The following is a 22381-nucleotide window of genomic DNA, read 5'->3' as shown; positions in this document are numbered from 1 at the left end:
TAAAGCACCGCGCTACCCACACACAAAAAGGCCGCCATGCCCCGAAGCATGACGGCCAACAGTTTGAGGTGATACAGTCCTCAAATACTAGAAGCTAAACGTATTGGAGAGAGACCATGTAGTCGGGGCCTCGATACGCCATACGCCGATCGAACCATCTGGGTTTGAAGCAACTGGAAGCAGACCGTGGTCCGAATTCAAGTTGTTCACACCGAGACGCGCACGGTAGTCCATACCGATCTTCTCGAACTTGTGCTTAAAGGTGAGCCAGAAGTCGATCTTGGTGGATGTGCCCCCTTCGAACATGATGTCTGGATTCTGAGTCAACGAACCATTCTCATCACGCTTTACACCGGTACCGAGGAAGTTCTCGCTTTCCCAGCGTACCGCGCCACCAACACCCATCTTCTTGAGGAAACCTGGAGCGCTGTCATTGAAGGTATAGTTGGTGATGAAGTTCCAGCGCCATTCACGAAGCTCAGGAGCTGGCAGACCATCGAAGATGGTGAAGCGGTTGAGCGTGTTGATCTGATCGAGGATCTTCTGGTTGAGCTGACCTGTCTCTGGATTGAGAACCAAGCTCTCGTAGTTTGGCTCGATGGATACAATGTTGTCGTCGTCGTCACGAGTGACGATTTGGCGTCCACCGCTGATCCAGAGGTTTTCTCCGATGGCTGGATTGCTCCACTGGGCAAGACGCTCAGCTAGGTGCATCTGCTCAGCCGCAGCAACGTCGTTACGAACAGCAACAGCACGTGTACCATTGATCATCATACGCCAATTTGGCGTCGGATTGTAGGTGAACTCGACTTCCACACCGTGAGCGTCAGTAGTACCGACGCCGGTTTCGATGGCGTTCTGCTGTGGGTTACGAGAATTCCACTGAGGGATGGTCAACACGGTTTCGTTGTCGTCCATGTCACGCACCGTCACGTCGTTCGACTGGCCTGTAGGAGCGAATTCGAACGCAGTGAGGAAACCTTCTGGCGGACTAGCGATACCAACCGCGGCGATCTCTTCCGGCGTGTTGTTGTTAAGAATATCACGCCACATGTTGTTCAAGCGACCAACAGGATTAACACTCGCGCCAATTTGCTTCGACTCGTAATAGTTTACACGAAGGTCGTACTTGCCGCTCTTATCACGAGCAGAGAAACCGAACTCATCGACGTCGCCTTGCTGCTGCGGCATACGGTTATTGAAAATGTCAATACGCGTACCGGTAGCTACGAAGTTCTTAGACGTGTTGTAGTGGACGCTGAGCTCCAGATTTTCGTTCACGTTGGATACCCACTCGTCTGGTAGGTGACCAACAACGCTGAATCCAGTCGTCTTCTTGCCGTCAATGTCTAGGCCTGGAACATCCGGAATATCGGCAAACGCGCTGTGCAAGCCGCCTGTCGATCCGGTTGTGCCGTAGTCGTAGATCTTCACGTCGTCCTTACGCCAAGACGCAGTGGCGACGATGTGGTCATCAGCAAAACGGCTCTGCAAGATAGCAACCGCCGAATCCACTTCACTGAAGGAAGCTCGACCGCCCCATGTCCAAGTCTGGGAGGGATCGGTCAAGTGATTGTTCATAGTGAAGCTCTGCGTGCCACGAACCATGTTATCCAGCTTGGGCTGCATGTTAGTACGACCAGTGTCACCGAAGTCTACACCCGCAGCACGAGCCGCATCCCAAGCGATAACATCAGTAAGCGAACCTGGAGCGCGTTGGATCACGTTGACGCCGCCAATATTGAACTGGCTTGGATCAGTGATGCCGACAAGCGAGTCACTGGTGTAAGAGATCACCTGCGAGCGATTCAGACCACCGATGTTTTGACCGTCGCGACCTTCCGTGAAGGACTGCCAGTCATTTCCGGAAGTCAGAGACATGTGAGTCTGCTGCTGAAAACCGATCTCGCTGCTGGAATAATTCAGCGTGAGCGTGTGTTGTCCGAGCTTCGAAAAGAAACTGTCGTCGTGCTCGCGAAAGTCGTACTTGTAGTACGCCGTTGCACGCTGAGTCTTACGAGTCGTCGTTTGAGGCTCAGCGAAACCGTCACCACCAACATAAGCCCGTCCTACGTTCGGATTTGCCGTACCGTCAGCGAGCGTAAGGTTGATATCGACGTAGACCGCATTGAGGTTGTTGTACTTAACCAGGTTGTCAGAGTACTCCTGATCGTCGTAAGCAAGCTCAACACCGAGATCTCCATCGAGGAAGGTTTGCTCGATACTGAAGTTGTACGCCTCGATATCCCCCATCTCCAACTTGCTTGGAGTGGTGTACAGATTTTCGCGATAGTCGAAGAAACCACGGTCAGTCACCTGAGGGCGAGAGAAGAGCGACGCGTAATCCGCATCGTAGCCCTGAGCGCCAGGGATCGAGCCTACAGGCCATTGCAATACGCGACGGAACTCTTGTGGTGTCTTCCAATTCTTAGTCGCCCCCCCTGGCCAATTGTCGTTGTTGCCAGACTGGTTCGTGATCTGAGTCTGCATGCCTTGCGGAGTGCCATTGAATCCACCTGGATCAGGACTGTTTGGATCCGGGAAGAATACAGTCAACCGACGACCACCGTTAGCAGAGATGGTACCGCCACCCATGAGCTGCGGACCTGGACCATTGCCTTGCCAAATGTCGTTGGAGAGAGAGCGGTCGATCGGATTGTCAGAGTTCCAATCAGAAACAGACGCGTAGTAGCGATCGGTTACCCCATCATAGAGAGGTTGCCCGAGGGCCAGCCATGATGAAACGTAGTCACTTGGTGGAGACAAATTCGGACGTGCAGCTCGGATCTTACCATCGGTGTAGTAAGCGCGAATGTGAGTGTTCTCGAGGGGACGGAAATAAACGTCCGCATGATAGCGTTCGTCGCTTTCGTACGCTTGCTCCTGTTCCCATTCGATTTCTTCGTCGAGAGCCATGAAGCGAACAGCCAACTTCTCGTCGATCAGCTTCTTGTTGATATCGACCGTGTAGCGTTGCGTGCCAAACTCATCGAACTTCGCCCCGATTTCGAGGGAGTCTTCGAAGTTCGCGCGCTTGAGCGTCGCGTCGAGGATACCACCCGGCGAACCGAGACCGAATAAGGCCGCGTTCGCCCCGCGATTGATAGTGACACGACTGATGTTAAATCCGTCGAATGGCGCATCAGTAATGAAAAGATTCGTGGTCAAGTCAGCACGAGCCAAACCGCGAATACGAGTGTTAGCTTGCTGACGAGCATTCGTACGTTCTTCACGTACTTGTCCCGGATTCTCAAGGAGGTTAGCGGCTTGCATGTTGCCGTTGATACCAGGAGCTTCCGTACCACCCGTGTAGGTGAGAAGGTTCTCCAAATCAGAGGCACCGATGTCGTCCATGAATTCCTTCGTGGCGACGGAGATCGATGCTCCAACGTCTTTTAAGCTGCTCTTGAGTCGTGTGCCCGCGAGCGTGCTGTTTGCACGGTATCCAGAATCGTCGGCACCATCTACGGTGAAGGGCGACAACTCAAAGATTTCATCTTCCTCTCCGTCCTGGGCAAAGGACAAAGGCAGAAACAGCAACGTAGAAGCAGTCAGCACGAAGCTGGACCGACGAACGCGGCTGGTAAGTGAACGCATATACTTGGGTTCTGTCATATGTTTCCGGGTTTGCATTGTAGTTAAGCCCATGCGGAATCGCGGAATAAGGGTATGCGATTCCCTAGAGCAAATCTGTGGGGAAAGTATCGAGAATCTGGCGACAACGTAGTATCAGTCGCCAAGAATAGTGGGGGAACGTTTCGGGGGTTATTTGGATTAGAAGCTTGTCCGAAGCAGGTCGGCAGTGCCCGTCCGGTAAGTTTCATTTTCAATAGTACCTAGTCTCTCGAAACAACCTTTCCGCTACGCAAACCGTTGCGCTATCTATTTTCGAGTTGTTTTATTCCATTTTTGGAAGCATAACAATCTTCGCAATTTGAGCCGCTCTCCCCTTTTTCATTGGCCTCTAGCCAATTCACCCCCCTATAAAATAGCTCTATTGCACGAATCCAGGCCTATGACTTTCTTTTTTGAAAGTCTATTAAATCAAATGAGCCTAATACACCAAACTCACAGCTTAAAAAACGGCTAATACCCCCGAACTATGCGCCCATTTCATACTGTAAAAAAGCACTGCACAAGCGTCGCTCTGCTTCTCTATGCATCTCAAGCAATCTATTCACAATCTCTCGCGGATCTAAACGCAGACAAGCAACGACTCGACTCATCTGTCTGGCAACAGGAGATCGAAGCTCAAGACTACGAGGAAGCGTTCATTCGACTTTGGGATTCACTGCGAGCGAATGAAGATGCATTCCCAATACTAAAATCCTTTCCTTTCGAAACACTCAGTTGGGGAGAAATGAAAAAGAGCTCACAAATGGAGCACGGTATCTTCGTAAGCACATTCAGTGACCAGCCCTCGCAACGCATTACAAAAGCGCAATGGGTGGCCTGGTTGGATGCCATGAAGAGCTCCGGCTTTGTGCTGGAGATGAGCGAGTGGCATCATAAGCGCTTTGCTACGAACGAAGAGGGCATCGCTGAATCCACAGTATCCTGTACCCTCTACGCCAAGCACGCTGCGAAGCAGACACGCTACCTGATCAACGCTTACATCGACGTCGAATGGATGCCCGAGCGCAACGCCGAAGGCTACTTCCCTCCCCGACATCTTTCTCTCAAAAAATTCGAAATCCTAAATCGACCAGGAGCTCCCTTATTTGAGAATGTAGGAAAATTACAAATACCGCCCAAGCAACGCGGCCCTATCGTCGCATACGACTTAAACCATGACGGTTTTGTGGACCTTGTACTTCCCTCGGCAAACCTGATCGCTTGGAATTCTGGAGACGGATTTACTACAGAACGAATCAGCAAGCAAGCAGCAGGCAACGTGAGAGCTGCCGTCCTAGGAGATTTCGATGGGGACGGAAGGGTGGACCTGATGGTAGAGGGCACCCTCTCTGATAAGGGGAACGGAAAAACCGGAACAGGCCTCTACTTATTCCAGGGCCAAGAAAGCGGACGTTTTAGCCAATCACCTCAGAAGATTGTCACCGATCCCCCAATACACGTAAAGGGCGATACGTCACTGACTTCTGGCGACATCGATAAGGATGGGGACTTAGACATCTGGCTCTCTCACTACAAAGAGCCCTACAAGGGGGGATCAATGCCCACTCCCTACTATGACTCCAACGACGGACACCCTTCTTGGCTGCTAATAAACGATGGCACCGGCACTCGCTTCACTGACGAAACCCAACAAAGAGGTATTTCTGAGAAACAACACCGCAGAGCCTTCTCATCGTCTTTCTTCGACTACGACAACGACTCCGACCTAGACTTACTCGTTGTTGCCGACTTCGCGGGCATTGACCTGTATCAGAACGATGGACACGGTATCTTTTCCGACGTAACCGAATCCTCAATTGAACACCGTCATCTGTTTGGAATGGGTCATTCGATCGGTGATTTCAACTCAGACGGCATGCTCGATATGTACGTCATCGGCATGTCCTCCACAACAGCAAGCCGACTTCACGATATGGGGGCTTTCCGCGAGGATGCGAAAGACCTGAGCGACATGCGAATCCCCATGACCTACGGCAATCGTCTCTACTATTCCAATGGAGACGGTACCTACTCGCAACCCAAGCTAAACGATCAAATCGCTCGCACGGGATGGTCCTGGGGAGTGGTCACCGTCGATTTCGACAACGACAGCAAGACGGAGTACTACGTGGCAAACGGTCACGATTCCAACACGACCTCACGCGACTACTGCTCGAGCTACTGGACGGACGACATCTACAGAGGCAGTTCCGACGAAAATCCACTCTATGATTCCTATTTCATGGAGAAACTCGGCTTCAAGGAGGACAACGGAATCTCTTGGAACGGATTCGAGAAGAACTTCCTCTGGCACGAAATGAGCGACGGCAACTTCCGAAACATTTCCTACCTAGGAGACGTGGCCCTGGAAGAAGATAGCCGTGTCGTACTCGCAGAAGACCTCAACAACGACGGGAAGATAGACTTGCTCGTGGATCACAACAAACCGGATTGGGACGAACAAACCGAAGGCTCAACGCTCTCCCTATTCCTCAACCAATTCCCAACCAACAACAATTGGATTGGTTTCCGTTTCAAACACGCCAAAGGTCACCTCGCCCCAGAAGGAGCTCGCATCACACTCTCCGTAAACGGTCGCAAAAAGGTCGCTGCCATCATCAATGGCGAATCCTACGAAGGGCAATCATCTCCCACCCGTCACTTTGGCTTGGGAGATTCCGAATCCATCGACTACGTTCAGATCGACTGGCTCAACGGTGAATCGACCCGTATCGAATCTCCGGATATCAATCGCTACCATGAAGTTTCAATGAAAAGGTAGGATTGGAGTGTCGCCCTTAAATCCTCTAATGGCCCGCCCATGCCCACCACTCCACAGAGTGTGCTTTCGAGCGTAGCATGTGTACTGTTCCTTTGCACATCGCCCGAAACGACAGCACAGCAAGCTGACTCAACCAAAGAGATGGCAGCTCTTCTCGCAAGGGCTGCCGCCAAAGAAAAGGAGTACCCGCACGCCTATCTTGCCGATAAGCGGATCCCATCACTTCAACAGCGATTCGAATCGGCAAGCAATCTCGCCCAGAAGTTTGAATCCGGGTACAATCTCGCCGAGACTCAAATCCAGGCGAATCAAAATCTCGATGCCATCCAAACACTGGATACAATCGACAACCTCCTTGCTTCAATCCCAACCGAACTCAAAGCTCAGCACTTTGATCCGCTCATAAAAAGAGCAAAAGCTCTCGCTTGGCTCAGACAGGGAGAACAAGAAAACTGCGTGCTGCACCACTCCAGCGACTCTTGCCTTTTCCCTATTTCAGGATCAGGAGTCCACACCGAGCAGACTCCCTCAGAATCGGCCCTAGCCCTCTACCTTGCCCAACTCGAGTCAAATTCCAAACTGAGAAAAGAGCAATGGCTCGCCCACATCGCAGCGATGACTCTCGGAAACTGGGAGGAGCGAATTCCAAACAACTTCCAAATAGACCCAAAAAAATTCGAATCCGATTATCTACTGCCCAGATTCACAGACGTCGCACAAACTGCTGGCGTCGATCACCAAAGTCTCTCAGGGGGTGGAGCGACCATCGACTTCGACAACGATGGATTTCTCGATCTCGTGACCTCATCCTGGGGGCTAGAGGATCAGATCAAATTCTACCGAAATCGAGGGAATGGCACCTTTGAAGACAAAACCGAAGACGCAGGGCTCGAAGGCATCACAGGCGGTCTCAACCTAATCGTGGCCGACTACAACAACGACGGCTTCCAAGACATTTTAATCCTCCGCGGTGCCTGGCTCAATAAATGGGGCTATCAACCCAACTCACTTCTCCGCAATAATCGAGACGGCACGTTTCAGGACGTAACCAAAACATCCGGCCTCCTCAGCTTCCACCCAACCCAAACCGCGGTATTCGCAGACTTCAACCTCGATGGTTGGCTCGACCTTTTCATCGGAAACGAAACCACCCCTGGCGACACCCACAATTGCGAACTGTATCTAAGCAATCGCGACGGAACGTTCAGAGACGCAACAAGAGCCTCAGGAATAAAGATCAACGCTTGGATAAAAGGAATCGCCGCGGGAGACTACGACAACGACGGCTATCCCGACCTCTTCCTCTCAGCTCTTGGGCAATCGAACATCCTTCTTCACAACGATGGAGTCGCAAGCGGCGATGGTTGGCAATTTACTGACACAACCCAACGCGCTGGCGTTGCCGAACCGATCCACTCCTTCCCTTGCTGGTTCTGGGATTACGACAACGATGGTTGGGAAGATCTCTTCGTTGCAGGTTTCAAAATCAACGACAGCGGTGACGTCGCAGCCGCCTACCTCGGAGAAGCAACCGGTCTCGAAACACCACGCCTGTACCGCAACAATCGAGACGGAACGTTTTCCGATGTATCCAAAGGGGCGGGACTCGAACACTGTTGGCTTCCGATGGGAGCGAATTTCGGGGATCTCGACAACGATGGATACCTAGACTTCTACGTTGGGACTGGAGATACTCCAATGGACACCATTCTGCCCAACAAAATGTACCGCAACAACGCGGGCCAGGGATTCCAAGACGTTACAACCGCTGGCGGCTTCGGTCACCTCCAAAAAGGTCACGCTATCTCTTTCGCCGATTTCGACAACGACGGCGACCAAGACGTGCACATAGTCATGGGAGGAGCGTATTCAGGAGACCGCTACATGAACGCTCTTTTCCAAAATCCAGGCAACCAAAACAACTGGTTAAAACTCTCACTCGAAGGGACCGATTCCAACCGCGACGCAACCGGAGCTCGTATCGAACTAACAGTTTCAGACAAAAACGGAGTAGAACGCAGTATTCACCGAACCGTCACCACTGGTGGAAGTTTCGGCTGCAACCCTAAAAGACTCGAAATCGGACTAGGAAGTGCAGATAAGATCATGCAACTATACATCCAATGGCCGAGTGGCAAACAACAGATATTTACTAAAGCCACCCCAAACCGCTTCTACAAGGTCCTTGAATCATCAAGCCAACTTGCCCATTTGACACTCCCAGCTACAGAACTCTGCGAGTCAAAAACGCCTCAAGAAACGCACGAACACTAAGCGAAAAGTTCGGACGAGTCCAAAACTTTTCCCCATCAATCCCAATGCCCCGCCTAATCCTGCTCCTAGCAGCTGCTCTACCATTTTTGGCAGCCGCTCAAACCGACTACGTCAACATCCCAGCACCCGAGCGCTCCAAGGATCCCTACCTTCGAACTCCTGGCGACTACTCACCCAATCCCCACAGCCTGCCAAATCCCAACATTCCTCACGGCCGGATCCAGAAGTTCGAGTGGAACGACAGTCGCTTATTCCCCGGAACCACTCGCAGCTTCTGGCTCTACATCCCTGCTCAATACGAAGCCAACACCCCGGCTCCATTCATGATATTTCAGGACGGGTGGTCCTTCCTTCGCGAGGAAGGCACATTGCGAGCGAACAACGTAATGGACTCGCTCATACACAAAGGCCTAATGCCTCCCACCATTGCAGTCTTCATCAATCCCGGACAACGTCCTCCGCGCGCCGACGAAGGGAAAGCTCCACCCAATCCCAACCTCCCACTTAACCGTCGCTTCGAGTACGACAATGTGACAGAAACCTATCCTCGTTTCCTACTCGAGGAAATCATACCTACAATCAAAAGACACGTAAACCTCAGTGACAACCCCGCCGACTGGGCAATCGTTGGAAATAGCTCTGGAGCGACCGCAGCCTTCAACGCAGCTTGGAGACACCCCGAAGTCTTCGGTAAGGTGATTCTACACAACAGCAGCTTCGTGGATCTCCTGGGAGGTGATGTCATTATCGATTGGGTACAAAATGAAGCAGCAAAACCGCTACGCATTTCTGTTACATCCAGCCCATTCGACCTAGATAATCAATACGGCAGCTGGTGGGACGCGAACCGGAAATTTGCGGCTGCTCTCGCTGACAAAGGATACGATCACCGCGCCTTTTGGGGAGACGCGGCACACAATCCTACTTTCGCGGGAGCGACACTCAGTAACACCCTCCGCTGGATCTGGCGTGACCACCCGATCGTGTTGGCACACACGCCACAGGCTCGATCACCAGAAGAAACCGTATTCATCCAAATCCCTGCCCAGTCGAAGCCCGCTACCTACAACAAAAAGCCCACCCCCTACGAACGGATACCCGACACTTACCCGCCGCATCCAGATACCGCGAAGCAAGACGGCACACCACAGGGCACTTTAATCCCCTATCAACTTAACCCAAGCAGCGTCTACCCAAACACGACTCGCGACGCTTGGCTCTATGTCCCCTCTCAATACAACAAAAGCAAACCGGCCGCACTCGCAGTCTTCATGGATGGACGTTGGTTTTGCAGCGAGAACAGTCCCTTCCAAACGCAGACGGTTTTCGACAATCTAATCGCCAGCGGCGATATGCCCGTAGCCTTGGCCCTTTTCATAAACCCTGGCGATTTCCCCAAAGAAAAGAAACCATTCCCCTCACCGATTAGTCCACGCGACAAACAACCATCGAACCGACGCGTAGAGTATGACGCCATCGACGATCGTTTCGCCCGCTTCCTGATAGAAGAAGTAATACCGCAACTTAGGGGGGACTACGCGATTTCGGATTCCCCTAAAGACCGTCTCCTCGTCGGAAACAGTTCTGGTGGTTCTTGCGCCTTCAATGCGGTTTGGCATCGTCCTGACCAGTTTGGCAACGTCGTCAGCCACATTGGCAGCTTCACCGCAATTCGCGGAGCGCACCACTACCCTCAGATCGTCCGCGACTCGGAGCCTCGGCCAATCCGCGTCTTTCTACAGAGTGGAGTAAACGATCAGATCAGCGTATTCGGAAACTGGTGGCAAGCCAACCTAGACCTCGCAAACGAGCTGGAAGCCAAACGCTACGATCTTAAAACCGTTTGGGGCGATGGCGCTCACAACGCGAAACACCCCGCCGCCATATTTCCAGACACGCTCCGCTGGATATTCCGCGATCACGCGGAATAACGCGCTCAGTTGCCAAACGTCGGACTAGAGTATTTTCCATATGCTTAGTCGCGCGAGGTAGGGCTGGCTGGCCCAGTCAGCCGCAATGCAGGATCGGATATCCACGACGGCCTGCGGCGAGGCCTCCCTACCTTTCACATCCAATGAGAACGTGCCTATTCATAAAATAGACACTCTAGCTCTTAAATCCCAATAAAGCTGGCCGTCCACCCTCGCGAGTGGAACCCAGACTTCGACAACCTCGATCTTCGGCGTGTCATCAATACCGGCCTGATTCCTCCAACGTTTTTTTGGACGAGACAATTCTCTACAGAATCGTCGGCGCCGCGGTTCACATTTCCTTTAAGACGCTCTTCTAACCTTTGCATTTCGCTGTATTCTTCGCAGCTGTTTTCCTGCGAAACTCCCTACTGGTTTTAACGACAACTTGAGCAAAAAATGCAGCGATGTTCAGCTTATTCCCTGTGTATCCAGCATGTATTCTTAGGGCGAAAGAACCTCATTAGACTCCTTCATAAGCATGTAAGGAAAAAACAAAGGTTCTCACATTGATCATGTTTCTCTGACGAGAGTACAGACACCTTATACCTTGATCGCATACTCCCTAGCCCAACGACCGGCGACTCCCTAGAAAAGCGTCTACCTAATCTACATGTGTGTTCAGATACAGGATACATCCAGTCCCCAAACCAACACAGCCCGGCTCTACACTCTAAAAATCCCCGTACTCCAACCACGAGAACAGCGACTCCGCCGCGTAAGCCTCATCCTACGGCGAGTCATCAACTCATGTCTCTCAACTCTGGAGGAACTCCGTGCAACCTTACTGCCCTCCGTCCGTTCGGAGCGAGGAGTCAAGCCACCATCAATTCGCTCTATACATTTTTGCATTTCGAGCAACACCACTCGCATGTCATCTGCGAATCTCCTAGTAGAGTAAGACGCCAACAGAGCCAAAGGGTTCACCCCTTTCCTGAACGACTCAAATGTATTCAAATACCACAAACAGCATTAGTCTTTGTGATAGCAAGCCCATCAGAGTTCCTTAAGTCTCATTAATACCCGTTCTTACCCTTCCCCCAAAGTCCAGTTCCGTTGCAGCACGGATCAGCTCACGTCCGTTGCCGGACCGTAGCCCCCTCTACCCAAGTCCCTCCAATAAAGGATTTCAGAGGATACTCAGGCACGCCGAACTCAGCGCGATTTAGCTGGTCTACCACCTGGTTCACAGCCGCGATCCCCGCTCTATCCCAGTTCGGTCGGATCCCTGCGCACTCTCGATCCTTTTCATGCCAAGCTAGATTCACGAAACCCAAATCCTCTGGGACTTTGTATCCAGCCGATTCCAGAAAATCCAACAACTCAGAATTCGTCCCCAACAAAACATCGGGTTTGAAGCGCCTTAGCCACTGCATCACGATGTGCGTATCTTGCTTGTCATCCAGCAGACAAATCGGGATGCGATCCTCTTCAGCACAACGCTGATGCAGCACATGCAGAGCTGCCTCTCTCTTAAAATGCGAAAACGATTCCCGTAGTCTCGGTATAACTACACCGATCCTTCGATACCCCATTTCGCCCAAATGCTGTGCAGCAATAAACAAACTGCTATATTGGTCCACAACGACTCGATGTAAGTCCGGACTCTTCAAGGTTAGCCCGATCGCCACGCTTGCAAACTCTTGCAAGTCGACATCCAGATTCACGTTTCCTTCGAAAAAGTGCTCAAACACCACCCCGCGAATCCCCCGAGCCTTAAAGATCGAAAGCAATCTCTCACGATTCATCCCCGGTTCGTTCAAGTGAAACTCCTCTACCGCATAACCAAGCCCTTGCGCATGCGAAATCGCTGCATCTCGCAATACGAGCATGTTCGGGTGCAGCGGAGTCCCCCATGGCAAACAATGCACGTAAGCAAGCACCGGCGCGTATCCAGCCGTCTTTTTGAAGCGGAGGTCCGTCATCAACGCTGCAACAAGCGGATTCTTAATGTATCCAAGATCTCGTGCCGCTTGCTCGATCTTTAGCCGCATCTCCTCGCTTTGTCCAGGCAGCCCGCGTAATGCACGGCTCACCGTGGCTTTGGATACGCCAACCTTTTCCGCGATGTCGCTTATCGTCGGTTTCGATTGGCCGGATTTTTCTCGTTTAGGGGGCATAAAAAGGTCACAAGACTACGTAACGAGTTACGCACTCAAAAGCTAGCTGTCAATGAGGAGTTCTGTACAGTTGTTCTCATAAATACCCCACACGCCTAGTTCCCCCATGACAGAACGCCGGGTTTGCCTCAAGCAGCGCTGTAGCTGCTCGGATTGAGCAAGGCCCCACGGCCTTCCCATGTCGGGAGCGAAGCATGTGTTTTCTACGAACTCGATAAGAACCATGACACCCGATACCAATAGACACCCGAATCCGTCAAATGCCGACGGTCGCAAGGCGCTACTAGCCAGCCTCGCCCTCGGCCTTTTGACTGCTCCCCTCTTCGCCCAAGAAGAGGAGGAAGACCAAGAGATCTTCGAACTCTCCCCCTTCTCCGTTCAGGCAGAAGAAGGTTGGGTCGCCACCGAAACCCTCGCAGGTAGCCGCCTCAAGTCTAGCTTCCGCGACGTCGCCACCCAGATCGAGACCATGACCACTGACTTCATGGACGATTTCTCGCTCAATAGCGTCGAAGAAACTCTGATCTACTCCGTCAACGTCGCCAATACGGACGACTACATCTCCGGAAACGGCGGCGGCTTCGGCAGCGGCCAAATCCGAAACTTCTCCCAGATCCGCGGTCTCGGCGGCGGTACGCTCTCCAGAAACTTCTTCCGGAGCAACATGCCGACCGACAACTACAACCTCTCCCGCGTCACAATAGCAAGCGGACCAAACTCCATCCTCTTCGGCACAGGCAGCCCGGCCGGCGTGCTTGATGTCACGCTCAACCGAGCCAATCTCGTCGACGACGAAGGCACGGTCAAAGTGGAGTTCGACTCATTCGAGTCCCGCCGCATGGAGCTCGATTACAACAAGATCCTCATCGACGACCGCCTCGCATTCCGCTTCGCCATACTCGACGAAGATGACCGCCAGGAGTTCGAGCCAAACTTCGATCGTGAACGCCGCTACTACGGCACCTTCATGTTCAAGCCATGGGAAAGAGGCTCCATCTCCGTCCACTACGAAGATTCCGAGCGCAAGCCGAACCGCATCAACCGCTTCCTTCCATTCGACGAAGTTAGCCCTTGGTTCAACGCCGGAAAGCCTGGCTTCGACAACAGCACCGCAAGCTGGGGCGACCTCGACGACATCTACAACCGAGGCGGCCACCAACCAGTACTCGTCGTCAATCCAGACGGCAGCTGGGGCCAAGCCATGTCCTTCCGAAACACCGCCACCGTCAAGGGACCAGAAGACCTCTCGGACGTCCATCCGCTCGATGTCGAAGCTGACGGTTGGACCCTACTCGACGACTCAATCTTCCCGAGCGATCTAAACCTCGCCGGTGTCGCTGGCAGCGCTACATTCGAGTCAGAACATACCAACATCTTCTTCGAGCAACAGCTCGCTAAAAACTGGTTCATCGAAGTAGCCTACAACAACGAGGACACACACGAGCACCGTGCCGATCCCGGCATCGATAGCCGTACCCTCAACGTGGATCCAAACATGTACATGCCGGACGGCGTCACTCCGAATCCAAATTTTGGAGACTTCTACGTGCAAGGACGCGGAAACTACTTCGAAGCCGTTGACTCAATCGAATCCTGGCGCGCAGCCATGTCCTACGAGCTCGACTTCACCGAGCGAGACGGTTGGGTTAGCTTCTTCGGCCGTCAGCGTGCAGGGGTTCTCTTCTCCGAAGAAACCACCAAGCACATCGACCAGCAAGGCAATCGCTATCGTTGGCTACCAGACGAAAATGGCAACGAGCCGTACTTCCCAGACAGCTCATTCGCATCTCGTCTCTCGGACTCATCGCGCGATATCCAGACTCGTTACTACCTGAATGAAACAAATGGATACACCGCCGTAGCAGTCGACGGAGCCTGGGACGGTAGCCCAATGACCTTCGTCGACGAAGCAGGAACCTCCTGGCTCATCGATCCGATCAACAATGGCCTCTTCAACGCCGACGGAGCTCGACTCTCCGGAGGGAACGGCACCACCAGCAATTGGCAGGAACTCGAAACACTTCAGTTCTCCTACCAAGGCTACTTCTGGGACGACCGCCTCATCCTCACCTACGGCTACCGTGATGACGAAGCCCAAGGCAAGGGCCTCCTAGGCAGCGTTCGCGACAATTCAACCCGCTTCTTCCCTTACTGGAAGGACCTCGAATGGGCCGAAGAATTCCGCGAACCGCAAGGCGGCATTACTCGCACCACTGGAGTCGTCGCTCGTCCAATCGAATGGTTGAGCCTCTACTACAACGAGTCAGACACCTTCCAGCCAAACATCGGAAAATTCAGCCCGTACGGCAACGAATACCCCGGAGCCGAAGGCACGGGAGAAGACGTAGGCATCCGTTTCGACGTCCTCAAAGGGCGCCTCAGCATCAAGTGGAATCGATTCGAAAATACAGCCGGACCAAGCCGTGCCGCCAACACTCCGTTCAACCGCTGGCGCGATCCAGTCTGGAGCGTTGAAAATCGCTGGCGTAACCTCGTCGGTGGCGATCCCGACTACCCCGGCAAGGGCGAAGGCGGATTCCGTGAGAACGGCCGAGCAAACTACTGGGTCATGAGCGATGCAACCGCCGAAGGCGACGAAATCACAGTCCAAGCCAACCCGATCGACGGCCTCAACCTCCGCTTCACCTACTCCGACCAAGAAGCGATCGAGTCAAACATAGGCCTCGACTGGTTCAACTACATCGCCGAACGACTCCCAGTCTGGGAAACCCTCAACGTACCTGAAGGTGGAGCTGACGATCCACGCGACATGAACGGTGACGGCAACATCGGTACTTGGACTTGGGATACAGCTTGGTTTAACAACAACAATCCCGAAGGAAGCACCACCGACGGTAACCGCACTCTCAGCGAGTACTACGAAGAGATCACCATCAAGGGCCCAAGCGGAGCCGAGGTCATCTCCGCCCTCGACGGCAAGTCCAACGAGTTCGAACGCAACAAACGCTGGAACCTCAACGCCAGCTATCGCCTCCAAGACGGGAAGTTCAAGGGCACCACCATCGGCGGCGCGATCCGCTGGCGCGACTCCCCACTTATTGGATACGGCAGCACGGTCGTGAACGGAGAGGACATCATCGACCTCTCCACACCTTACCGCGGTGACGACGAAATCTACCTCGACCTCATGGCCGCCTACCGCGGCAAGCTGAAGGCCTTCGGCGATCGCAACTACAAGATCCAGCTCAATCTCAAGAACGCGCTCGACGAAGACGGTGACATCCCAGTCATCAAGTCAATCACCGGAGCCCCACTCCGTATGGCCCGTGTCGAAGGCCGCCGCATCACGGTCGGTTTCGAGCTCGATATCTAAACACACCACTTTTGTTCCATGGGGGAACAAATTCTGGGCCGCGCCTCTGGCGCGGCCCTCTTTGTCTCCCGAGGTAGGGCTCGACCGCCGGGCGAGCCGCACCGCCCCAATCAACAACCACTCAACGATTCAGCAACAAAGCACCTTCCCGCTATCGGTTTGTTTAGCCAAACGCCTCTCGATTGCACTATTCTCAAAATCTGACGACACCCCGAACCTTCCCGAAGTATGTCACACAGAATTCAGATCGCCGCCGTTGCCTTGATACAAGCATTCAGCTCAATCCTCGAAGCACAACCAGAGTCATCCAATCCTCAAAAGGAAATTCCCATCCTCGATTGGCCCATTGAAAGCGTATCAACCGGACACGGTTTCACCGAGGGAGCCGCCATCGGGCCGGATGGCAGCGTCTATTTCTCGGACCTCGAAAACGGCCAAATCCTCAAGTTCGATCCGGATTCAAACAAAACCCAGATCTGGACCGACAAAAGCCACTTTTCCAATGGTCTCCTGATCTCGGGAAACACCCTCTACGCCTGCGAAGCAGCCGGACGATCCGTAGTCAGCTACGATCTTCAAACAGGTCCATCCTCCCGCCAGATCCTCGCGGACAAGTTCGAGCAAAAGCGCTTCGGCAGCCCAAACGACCTCGCCCTCGTCGGCGACCAAATCGTATTCAGCTCGTTTTATTGGGACTGGATCCTTCCACCTGACGACAACGCTCGCGAGATCCATGAAAACCGCTCCTACACACTTTCGCTCAAAGAGGGAACTGTATCCAAGCTTCCCCAACACTTTGAAACGCCCAACGGCGTAGTCTTCGACCCGATACACAATCAGCTCTACCTCACGGAGATGAAACTCTCCCGAATCTACCGAGCCACCGTCTCCAACGGAGAATTCGGTCCCACCGAACTCTTCATCGACCTTCAGGCCATCGGCAAAGGCAAACCCGACGGCATGACAGTCGACCAAGACGGACGCCTCTACGTCGCCCTCTACGGCCAGAGCAACCAGCTCCTCCTCCTCTCTCCAGACGCGAAGCCAATCGGAGTTCTCCCTACCGGTCAACTAACCTCGAACTGCACCATCACCCCCGACGGCAAGACCCTCTACATAACCGCAGAAAAAACGCTCAAACGCGTCTCCCTCCCACCATCCCCCTAAAATCCATCCATTCACCACGACTCATCAGACTCGCTCCAACATAATTAAACAAGATCCACGTCCATCCGCGGTCAAAAAACAATCTCCCTTAGTGGCACTTCGTGTCCTTCGTGGGCAAAAAACAACCATGAGATTCATAGCCCTCATCACCCTCTCAATCTTCACCCTTCACCCTTCCCTATTCTCGGATGACCGTCCCAACCTCGTCCTCATCATGGCCGACGACATGGGCTTCTCCGACATCGGGAGCTACGGTTCGGAAATCCCCACGCCAAACATAGACAAGCTCGCCAACAACGGCGTCCGCTTCACCCAATTCTATAATACCTCCCGCTGCTGCCCAACCCGCGCCTCTCTTCTGACTGGACTCTACCAACACCAAGCGGGCATCGGCGAGATGACCAAAAAGCAACCCACCTCCACCGACGGCTTCGTAGGGCACCTCAACAAAAACTGCCGCACCATAGCCGAGGTGCTTCGCCCAGCTGGCTATCGTACCTACATCTCTGGCAAGTGGCACGTGGGCAAAGATGAAAAAGATTGGTGGCCCCTCCAACGCGGCTTCGACCGCTTCTATGGTCTTCTCGACGGAGCCTCCAGCTTTTTCCGCCCTAAGGGTCTCTACGAAGGCAACGAACTCCTCCCCGTCCCCAACCATCCTGACTACTACACCACCATCGCGTTCACCGACTACGCCATCCAGTATATCGATGAAACGCCCGAAGACACTCCTTTCTTCCTCTACCTCGCCTATACCGCTCCCCACTGGCCACTCCACGCGCTCGATGAAGACATCGCCCTCTTCCGAGGAAAATACAAAAATGGCTGGGACGCTCTTCGTGAAGAACGCTTCGCCCGCCAAGTCGAACTCGGCATCGTATCCGAAAAACAAGGACTCTCCCATCGCGACTTCGAAGTCCCGGCGTGGGACACACTAACCGAGCAAGAGCAAGACGACCTCGATCACCGCATGGCCGTCTACGCCGCAATGGTCTACCGCATGGATCTCGAGATCGGCCGCCTCGTCAGTCACCTCGAAGCCAAAGGTGAACTCGACAACACCCTCATCGTTTTCCTATCCGACAACGGCGGCTGCCCCGAACCTTGGAGCACTCAAGAACCACGCGGCGACTCCCACCTTGGAGGCGGCACCATCGCCGACATCTACGACAAAAACAAACGCGGCGGCATTTCCTACGGCCAAGGCTGGGCCAACGCCTCCAATACCCCCTTCCGTCGTTACAAGACCCAAAGCCACGAAGGCGGCATCTCAACTCCATTCATCATGAGCTGGCCTGCTGGCATGAAAGCCGATCCAGGTTCCATCATCAACACCCCCGGACACATCATCGACGTCCTGCCAACCTTCGCAGAACTCGCCGGAGCCGAGTATCCAGAATACGCCGACGGTCACTACATTCACCCCCTTCCTGGACAGACCCTCACCCCTGCCCTAGAACACGGAGCCCTACGTCCACACGATTGGCTCTTTTTCGAGCACCGCCTCGAAGGCGCCGTACGCCACGGAGACTGGAAAGCCATCCAACGCCAAACCACCGGTCGCTGGTTCCTTTTCAATATGGCCCAAGACCGCACCGAAACCAACGATCTCGCAGAAGAGTATCCAGAAATCCTAGACCTCATGAAACGCAAATGGTGGGAATGGGCCGTCACCAACAAAGCCACTCCCGAAAAGCTCCCCACCCGTCCGCAAACCCAAGAACCAATCGACTTCCGTCAAAGGTAGGGCGGGCCCCCGCGGCACGCCTAAAACAACCCGGTCACACTTATCTCATCTACCCTTCGTGACACTTCGTGCCCTTCGTGGGCAAACAAACAACAACCATGAGACTCCCAATCCTCATCCTATTCACATTCATCACCTCATTCGCCCACGCGAACTTCCGAGCCGCTCCCGATTCCAAACCTATGGTCCCAGTCCTGGACGAGGAACTCTACGACATCTCCGTCCTCAATGCCGATGACGGACATTACTACCTCACTGGCACATGGATCGGCAATGAAACCCAAACGCCTCTCTATAAGTCCGAAAACCTCACTGACTGGACCTTCGTATCCACAATCCACACATCAAAGGGTACTCTCACCGCACCCGAACTCTACCAGCACGACGGCACCTTCCTGCTTCTCGTAACCGAAAACGAAGGTACGACCCTCTATCGCTCCACAAAACCATCGGGCCCCTACAAAAGACACGCCCGCCTCGGTGAGGGCATCAAACGAGCGTCTCTCTTTTTCGACGACTCTCATACCTACCTTGTCTACGGCGGAGGCCACATCGCCAAACTCTCTCACGACCTCAAAAGAATAGTCAGCCCCCCAGAGTGGTTGCACCCATCCTTCGATCTAGAGCGCCCGACCGCTTACGGCTGGGCCACCGAAAAAGCTCAGATGCTCCGCGTCGGTACCGATTCCGCTCAAATTATCAAAGAAAACGGACGCTACTATCTCCTAGCCAGCGAACGCCTCACTCGCCTCAACGATGTCATGTACGACGTTCTCTGCGCCTCGTCAGAGTCACTCCTCGGTCCCTACACCGAACGCCGCCTTGCATTCATGCACGCCGGTGGCGGCACCGTTTTCAAAGACAAGTCTGGCCAATACCAAGTCGCCTTCTCCGGACAAGCCGATGATCAATACGTAGTCGAAAACAAACTACCAATCATCACCCCAGCCAAGTTTATCAAAGAAAACACCTCTATCGCCTACACTGGGGACTACTACGCCGAAAAAGAACCCATCGGAAACATCCGCAACCGCCTTCCGCACGTACAAGTCCGTGACCCCTCTATCTGCAAAGGCCCCGACGGCTGGTATCACCAAGTCGGCACCGAGAACTGGGTCGACGTCGAATTCGGCAAGCCTCGTATCATGCTTCGCCGCTCCAAAGACCTCTGGAACTGGGAAGACGTCAACCACCTCGTCGACTGCGCTGACCTCGGTACCCAAGTCGATGGCTCCCCTCTCGGATTCAAAGAAGGCGAACGCGTCATGATGTGGGCTCCAGAAATCCAATACATCAAGTCACAAAATGTCTTCATGCTCTCCGTCTCCATCCCCCGCATTCCCAACGGGGGCAACATGCAAACCTGGATATTCAAAGGTGATAAACCGGAAGGCCCCTTCAAAAACATCTCCACTGGAGCCATGCACCGCGGCATCGACGGCTTCTTTTACGAAGAGGAAGACGGCCAGGTCTACTACCTCTACGGAGCCAATAACATGACCAAGATGAACGCCGATCTCACCGGCTTCGACGGAGAATTCAAACAACTCCTCGGCCTTCATGGCATCGAAGGCATGTCCCTCGTCAAAATCGACGACACTTACCTTCTCGCCCGTGCCGACAACACCGGAGGTCCCGGTACCGCAACCTACGAATGCATCTACGGTACCTCCGACAATATCTGGGGTCCTTACGACTACCGTGGTTCGGTCCCCCACTGCGGCCACACCACCATGTTCGCCGGACACGACGGCAAGTGGCGTATGACGATGTTCGGCAGCGACTCCCACGCGCCCGTCCACCACGGCCTAGGCATCCTCCAATTCGAACTCAACAAACACGACCGCCTCACAGTAACAGAAGACAGGTAGGGCGGTCTGGCCCAGACCGCCGCGTCACGCCTAAACGCATCCAAAACACACAAGCGTCATGAGAATTACACTACTCGCCAGCATCCTAATTTCACTCCTCACCACTCACTACTCCACACTCGGAGCGAAAGCTCCGCACATCCTCTTCCTCATCGCCGACGATCTCGGCCCGTACGACACCGGTTTCATGGGGAACCCAGACGTCCGCACTCCGGCACTCGACCAGCTCGCTAAGAAAAGCGTTCTCCTCGAAAACACCTTCGTCGCCTCCCCCAGCTGCGCCCCATCCCGCGGGGCTCTGCTCTCCGGGCTCATGCCTTTCCGCAATGGAGCCGAGCCCAACCACACCTACGTTCGCGACGACGTTAAACAGCTCCCCCACTACATGCACGAGCTCGGCTACGAAGTCGCCGCCATCGGAAAGATCAGCCATGGCAACGACAAGCGTGTCGGCTTCGACTACGAAAACCGAAAAATCTCAGTCGACGACATCGGCAACGTATCCGACTACCTAACACAACGCGAATCCGACAAGCCGCTCCTTCTCATGGTCGGCATCAAAGACCCGCATGTTCCTTGGCCTAAAAAGGCATTCGATCACTACGATCCAGACCAACTCACTGTCCACCCTCAGCTCATCGATACCCCCGAAACCCGGCTCGAACTCGCCCGCTACTACAGCGACGTCGAGAAGATGGACCAGCAAATCGCCGCTACCCTTGAAGCCGTTGAAGAACACCTCGGCCCCGACACCATCATCTTCTTTACCGCCGACCACGGAGCCCAACTCCCCTACGGCAAGTGGAACAATTACGACTACTCGCTCAAAGCCCCCATGCTCGTCTCCTGGCCCGGCGTCACCGCACCGGATACACGCAAAAACGCACTCATCTCCTTCGTAGACATCCTCCCCACCCTCGTTGAGCTAGGAGGCGGCACACCCCCAGAATCCGGATACGGCGACACGCAAATCGACGGCCGCTCCATTCTTCCTCTCATTAAAGGCGAGACCGACCACCACCGCGACTTTGTCTACGGTACCAACTCCTCCGCCGCGCACCACACCTACCCACTTCGTTCAGTCCGCAGCGATCGTTTCCGCTACGTTATGAACGTGTATCCCGAACTCAACTTCAGTTGCCAAACCGACCACAACCCCAAAGGCGAGAGTCATTACATGTGGGAAGCATGGGTAGAGCTCGCCAAGACTGACCCAGCGGTCGCGAAAAAGCTCAAGCAATACCACAACCGTCCCAAAGAGGAACTCTACGATCTCCAAAAAGATCCGCACGAACAGAACAATCTAGCCAACAATCCCGAGTACGCCGAAACGCTCAAAGCCCTCCGCCAACAAACCCAAACCTGGATAGAAAAGAGCGGCGACACCCTAGAACAACACGGCAAACCAATGGAGATCCTACTCCCAATCAGGTAGGGCGGTCTGGCCCAGACCGCCGCGACATCCACACACAACCTAATCAATCAGGCACATCAGTGTAAT

Annotated in this window: 10 protein-coding genes; 8 read left to right on the top strand and 2 right to left on the bottom strand. The window is 53.8% G+C overall.

Annotated elements, in window-relative coordinates; genetic code table 11:
- Positions 1-87 precede the first annotated feature (87 nt).
- Positions 88-3615: a TonB-dependent receptor plug domain-containing protein gene (locus tag JIN87_RS20055; protein WP_200357401.1), complete on the bottom strand. Its 3528-nt coding sequence runs from the start codon at positions 3613-3615 to the stop codon at positions 88-90.
- 487 nt (positions 3616-4102) lie between these two features.
- Between JIN87_RS20055 and JIN87_RS20050 the strand changes: the two genes are divergently transcribed.
- From JIN87_RS20050 to JIN87_RS20040, 3 genes are all read left to right on the top strand, one after another.
- Complete coding sequence (locus tag JIN87_RS20050) at positions 4103-6397, top strand: CRTAC1 family protein (protein WP_200357400.1); 2295 nt, start codon at positions 4103-4105, stop codon at positions 6395-6397.
- 141 nt (positions 6398-6538) lie between these two features.
- Positions 6539-8671 (top strand): CRTAC1 family protein, encoded by a 2133-nt coding sequence (locus JIN87_RS20045; RefSeq protein ID WP_200357399.1) that lies wholly within the window; start codon positions 6539-6541, stop codon positions 8669-8671.
- A 44-nt stretch (positions 8672-8715) separates the two neighbouring features.
- Positions 8716-10602 carry an alpha/beta hydrolase gene (locus JIN87_RS20040; RefSeq protein WP_200357398.1) on the top strand — a complete coding sequence of 629 codons (1887 nt, stop codon included), beginning with the start codon at positions 8716-8718 and terminating at the stop codon, positions 10600-10602.
- 1112 nt (positions 10603-11714) lie between these two features.
- Here JIN87_RS20040 and JIN87_RS20035 read toward each other — a convergent pair.
- A complete protein-coding gene (locus JIN87_RS20035) occupies positions 11715-12761 on the bottom strand; it encodes a LacI family DNA-binding transcriptional regulator (protein ID WP_200357397.1) in 1047 nt (348 codons plus the stop codon).
- Between the two features lie 223 nt (positions 12762-12984).
- On the opposite strand from JIN87_RS20035, the gene JIN87_RS20030 reads away from it, so the two are divergent.
- The 5 genes from JIN87_RS20030 to JIN87_RS20010 all read left to right on the top strand — a co-directional run bounded on the left by JIN87_RS20030 (position 12985) and on the right by JIN87_RS20010 (position 22315).
- Positions 12985-16095 (top strand): TonB-dependent receptor, encoded by a 3111-nt coding sequence (locus JIN87_RS20030; protein WP_200357396.1) that lies wholly within the window; start codon positions 12985-12987, stop codon positions 16093-16095.
- 228 nt (positions 16096-16323) lie between these two features.
- Complete coding sequence (locus JIN87_RS20025) at positions 16324-17262, top strand: SMP-30/gluconolactonase/LRE family protein (protein WP_200357395.1); 939 nt, start codon at positions 16324-16326, stop codon at positions 17260-17262.
- A 127-nt stretch (positions 17263-17389) separates the two neighbouring features.
- Positions 17390-19009 carry an arylsulfatase gene (locus tag JIN87_RS20020; protein ID WP_200357394.1) on the top strand — a complete coding sequence of 540 codons (1620 nt, stop codon included), beginning with the start codon at positions 17390-17392 and terminating at the stop codon, positions 19007-19009.
- 98 nt (positions 19010-19107) lie between these two features.
- A complete protein-coding gene (locus JIN87_RS20015) occupies positions 19108-20880 on the top strand; it encodes a family 43 glycosylhydrolase (RefSeq protein ID WP_200357393.1) in 1773 nt (590 codons plus the stop codon).
- A 58-nt stretch (positions 20881-20938) separates the two neighbouring features.
- Entirely contained in the window at positions 20939-22315 is a 1377-nt protein-coding gene (locus tag JIN87_RS20010) for a sulfatase family protein (RefSeq protein ID WP_200357392.1), read from the top strand.
- The last annotated feature ends 66 nt before the right edge of the window (positions 22316-22381 follow it).

The sequence above is a fragment of the Pelagicoccus mobilis genome (genome assembly GCF_016595505.1).
Classification (GTDB): domain Bacteria; phylum Verrucomicrobiota; class Verrucomicrobiia; order Opitutales; family Opitutaceae; genus Pelagicoccus; species Pelagicoccus mobilis.
The sequence above is the reverse complement of the archived record's forward strand: the minus strand, read 5'-3'. Positions and strand labels throughout refer to the sequence as shown.

What these genes read in the sequence shown, in the direction of transcription:
- JIN87_RS20015 (WP_200357393.1), top strand. Translation starts at nt 19,108, where the DNA reads ATGAGACTCCCAATCCTCATCCTATTCACATTCATCACCTCATTCGCC.
- JIN87_RS20030 (WP_200357396.1), top strand. Translation starts at nt 12,985, where the DNA reads ATGACACCCGATACCAATAGACACCCGAATCCGTCAAATGCCGACGGT.
- JIN87_RS20055 (WP_200357401.1), bottom strand. Translation starts at nt 3,615, where the DNA reads ATGACAGAACCCAAGTATATGCGTTCACTTACCAGCCGCGTTCGTCGG.
- JIN87_RS20040 (WP_200357398.1), top strand. Translation starts at nt 8,716, where the DNA reads ATGCCCCGCCTAATCCTGCTCCTAGCAGCTGCTCTACCATTTTTGGCA.
- JIN87_RS20035 (WP_200357397.1), bottom strand. Translation starts at nt 12,761, where the DNA reads ATGCCCCCTAAACGAGAAAAATCCGGCCAATCGAAACCGACGATAAGC.
- JIN87_RS20025 (WP_200357395.1), top strand. Translation starts at nt 16,324, where the DNA reads ATGTCACACAGAATTCAGATCGCCGCCGTTGCCTTGATACAAGCATTC.
- JIN87_RS20010 (WP_200357392.1), top strand. Translation starts at nt 20,939, where the DNA reads ATGAGAATTACACTACTCGCCAGCATCCTAATTTCACTCCTCACCACT.
- JIN87_RS20045 (WP_200357399.1), top strand. Translation starts at nt 6,539, where the DNA reads ATGGCAGCTCTTCTCGCAAGGGCTGCCGCCAAAGAAAAGGAGTACCCG.
- JIN87_RS20050 (WP_200357400.1), top strand. Translation starts at nt 4,103, where the DNA reads ATGCGCCCATTTCATACTGTAAAAAAGCACTGCACAAGCGTCGCTCTG.
- JIN87_RS20020 (WP_200357394.1), top strand. Translation starts at nt 17,390, where the DNA reads ATGAGATTCATAGCCCTCATCACCCTCTCAATCTTCACCCTTCACCCT.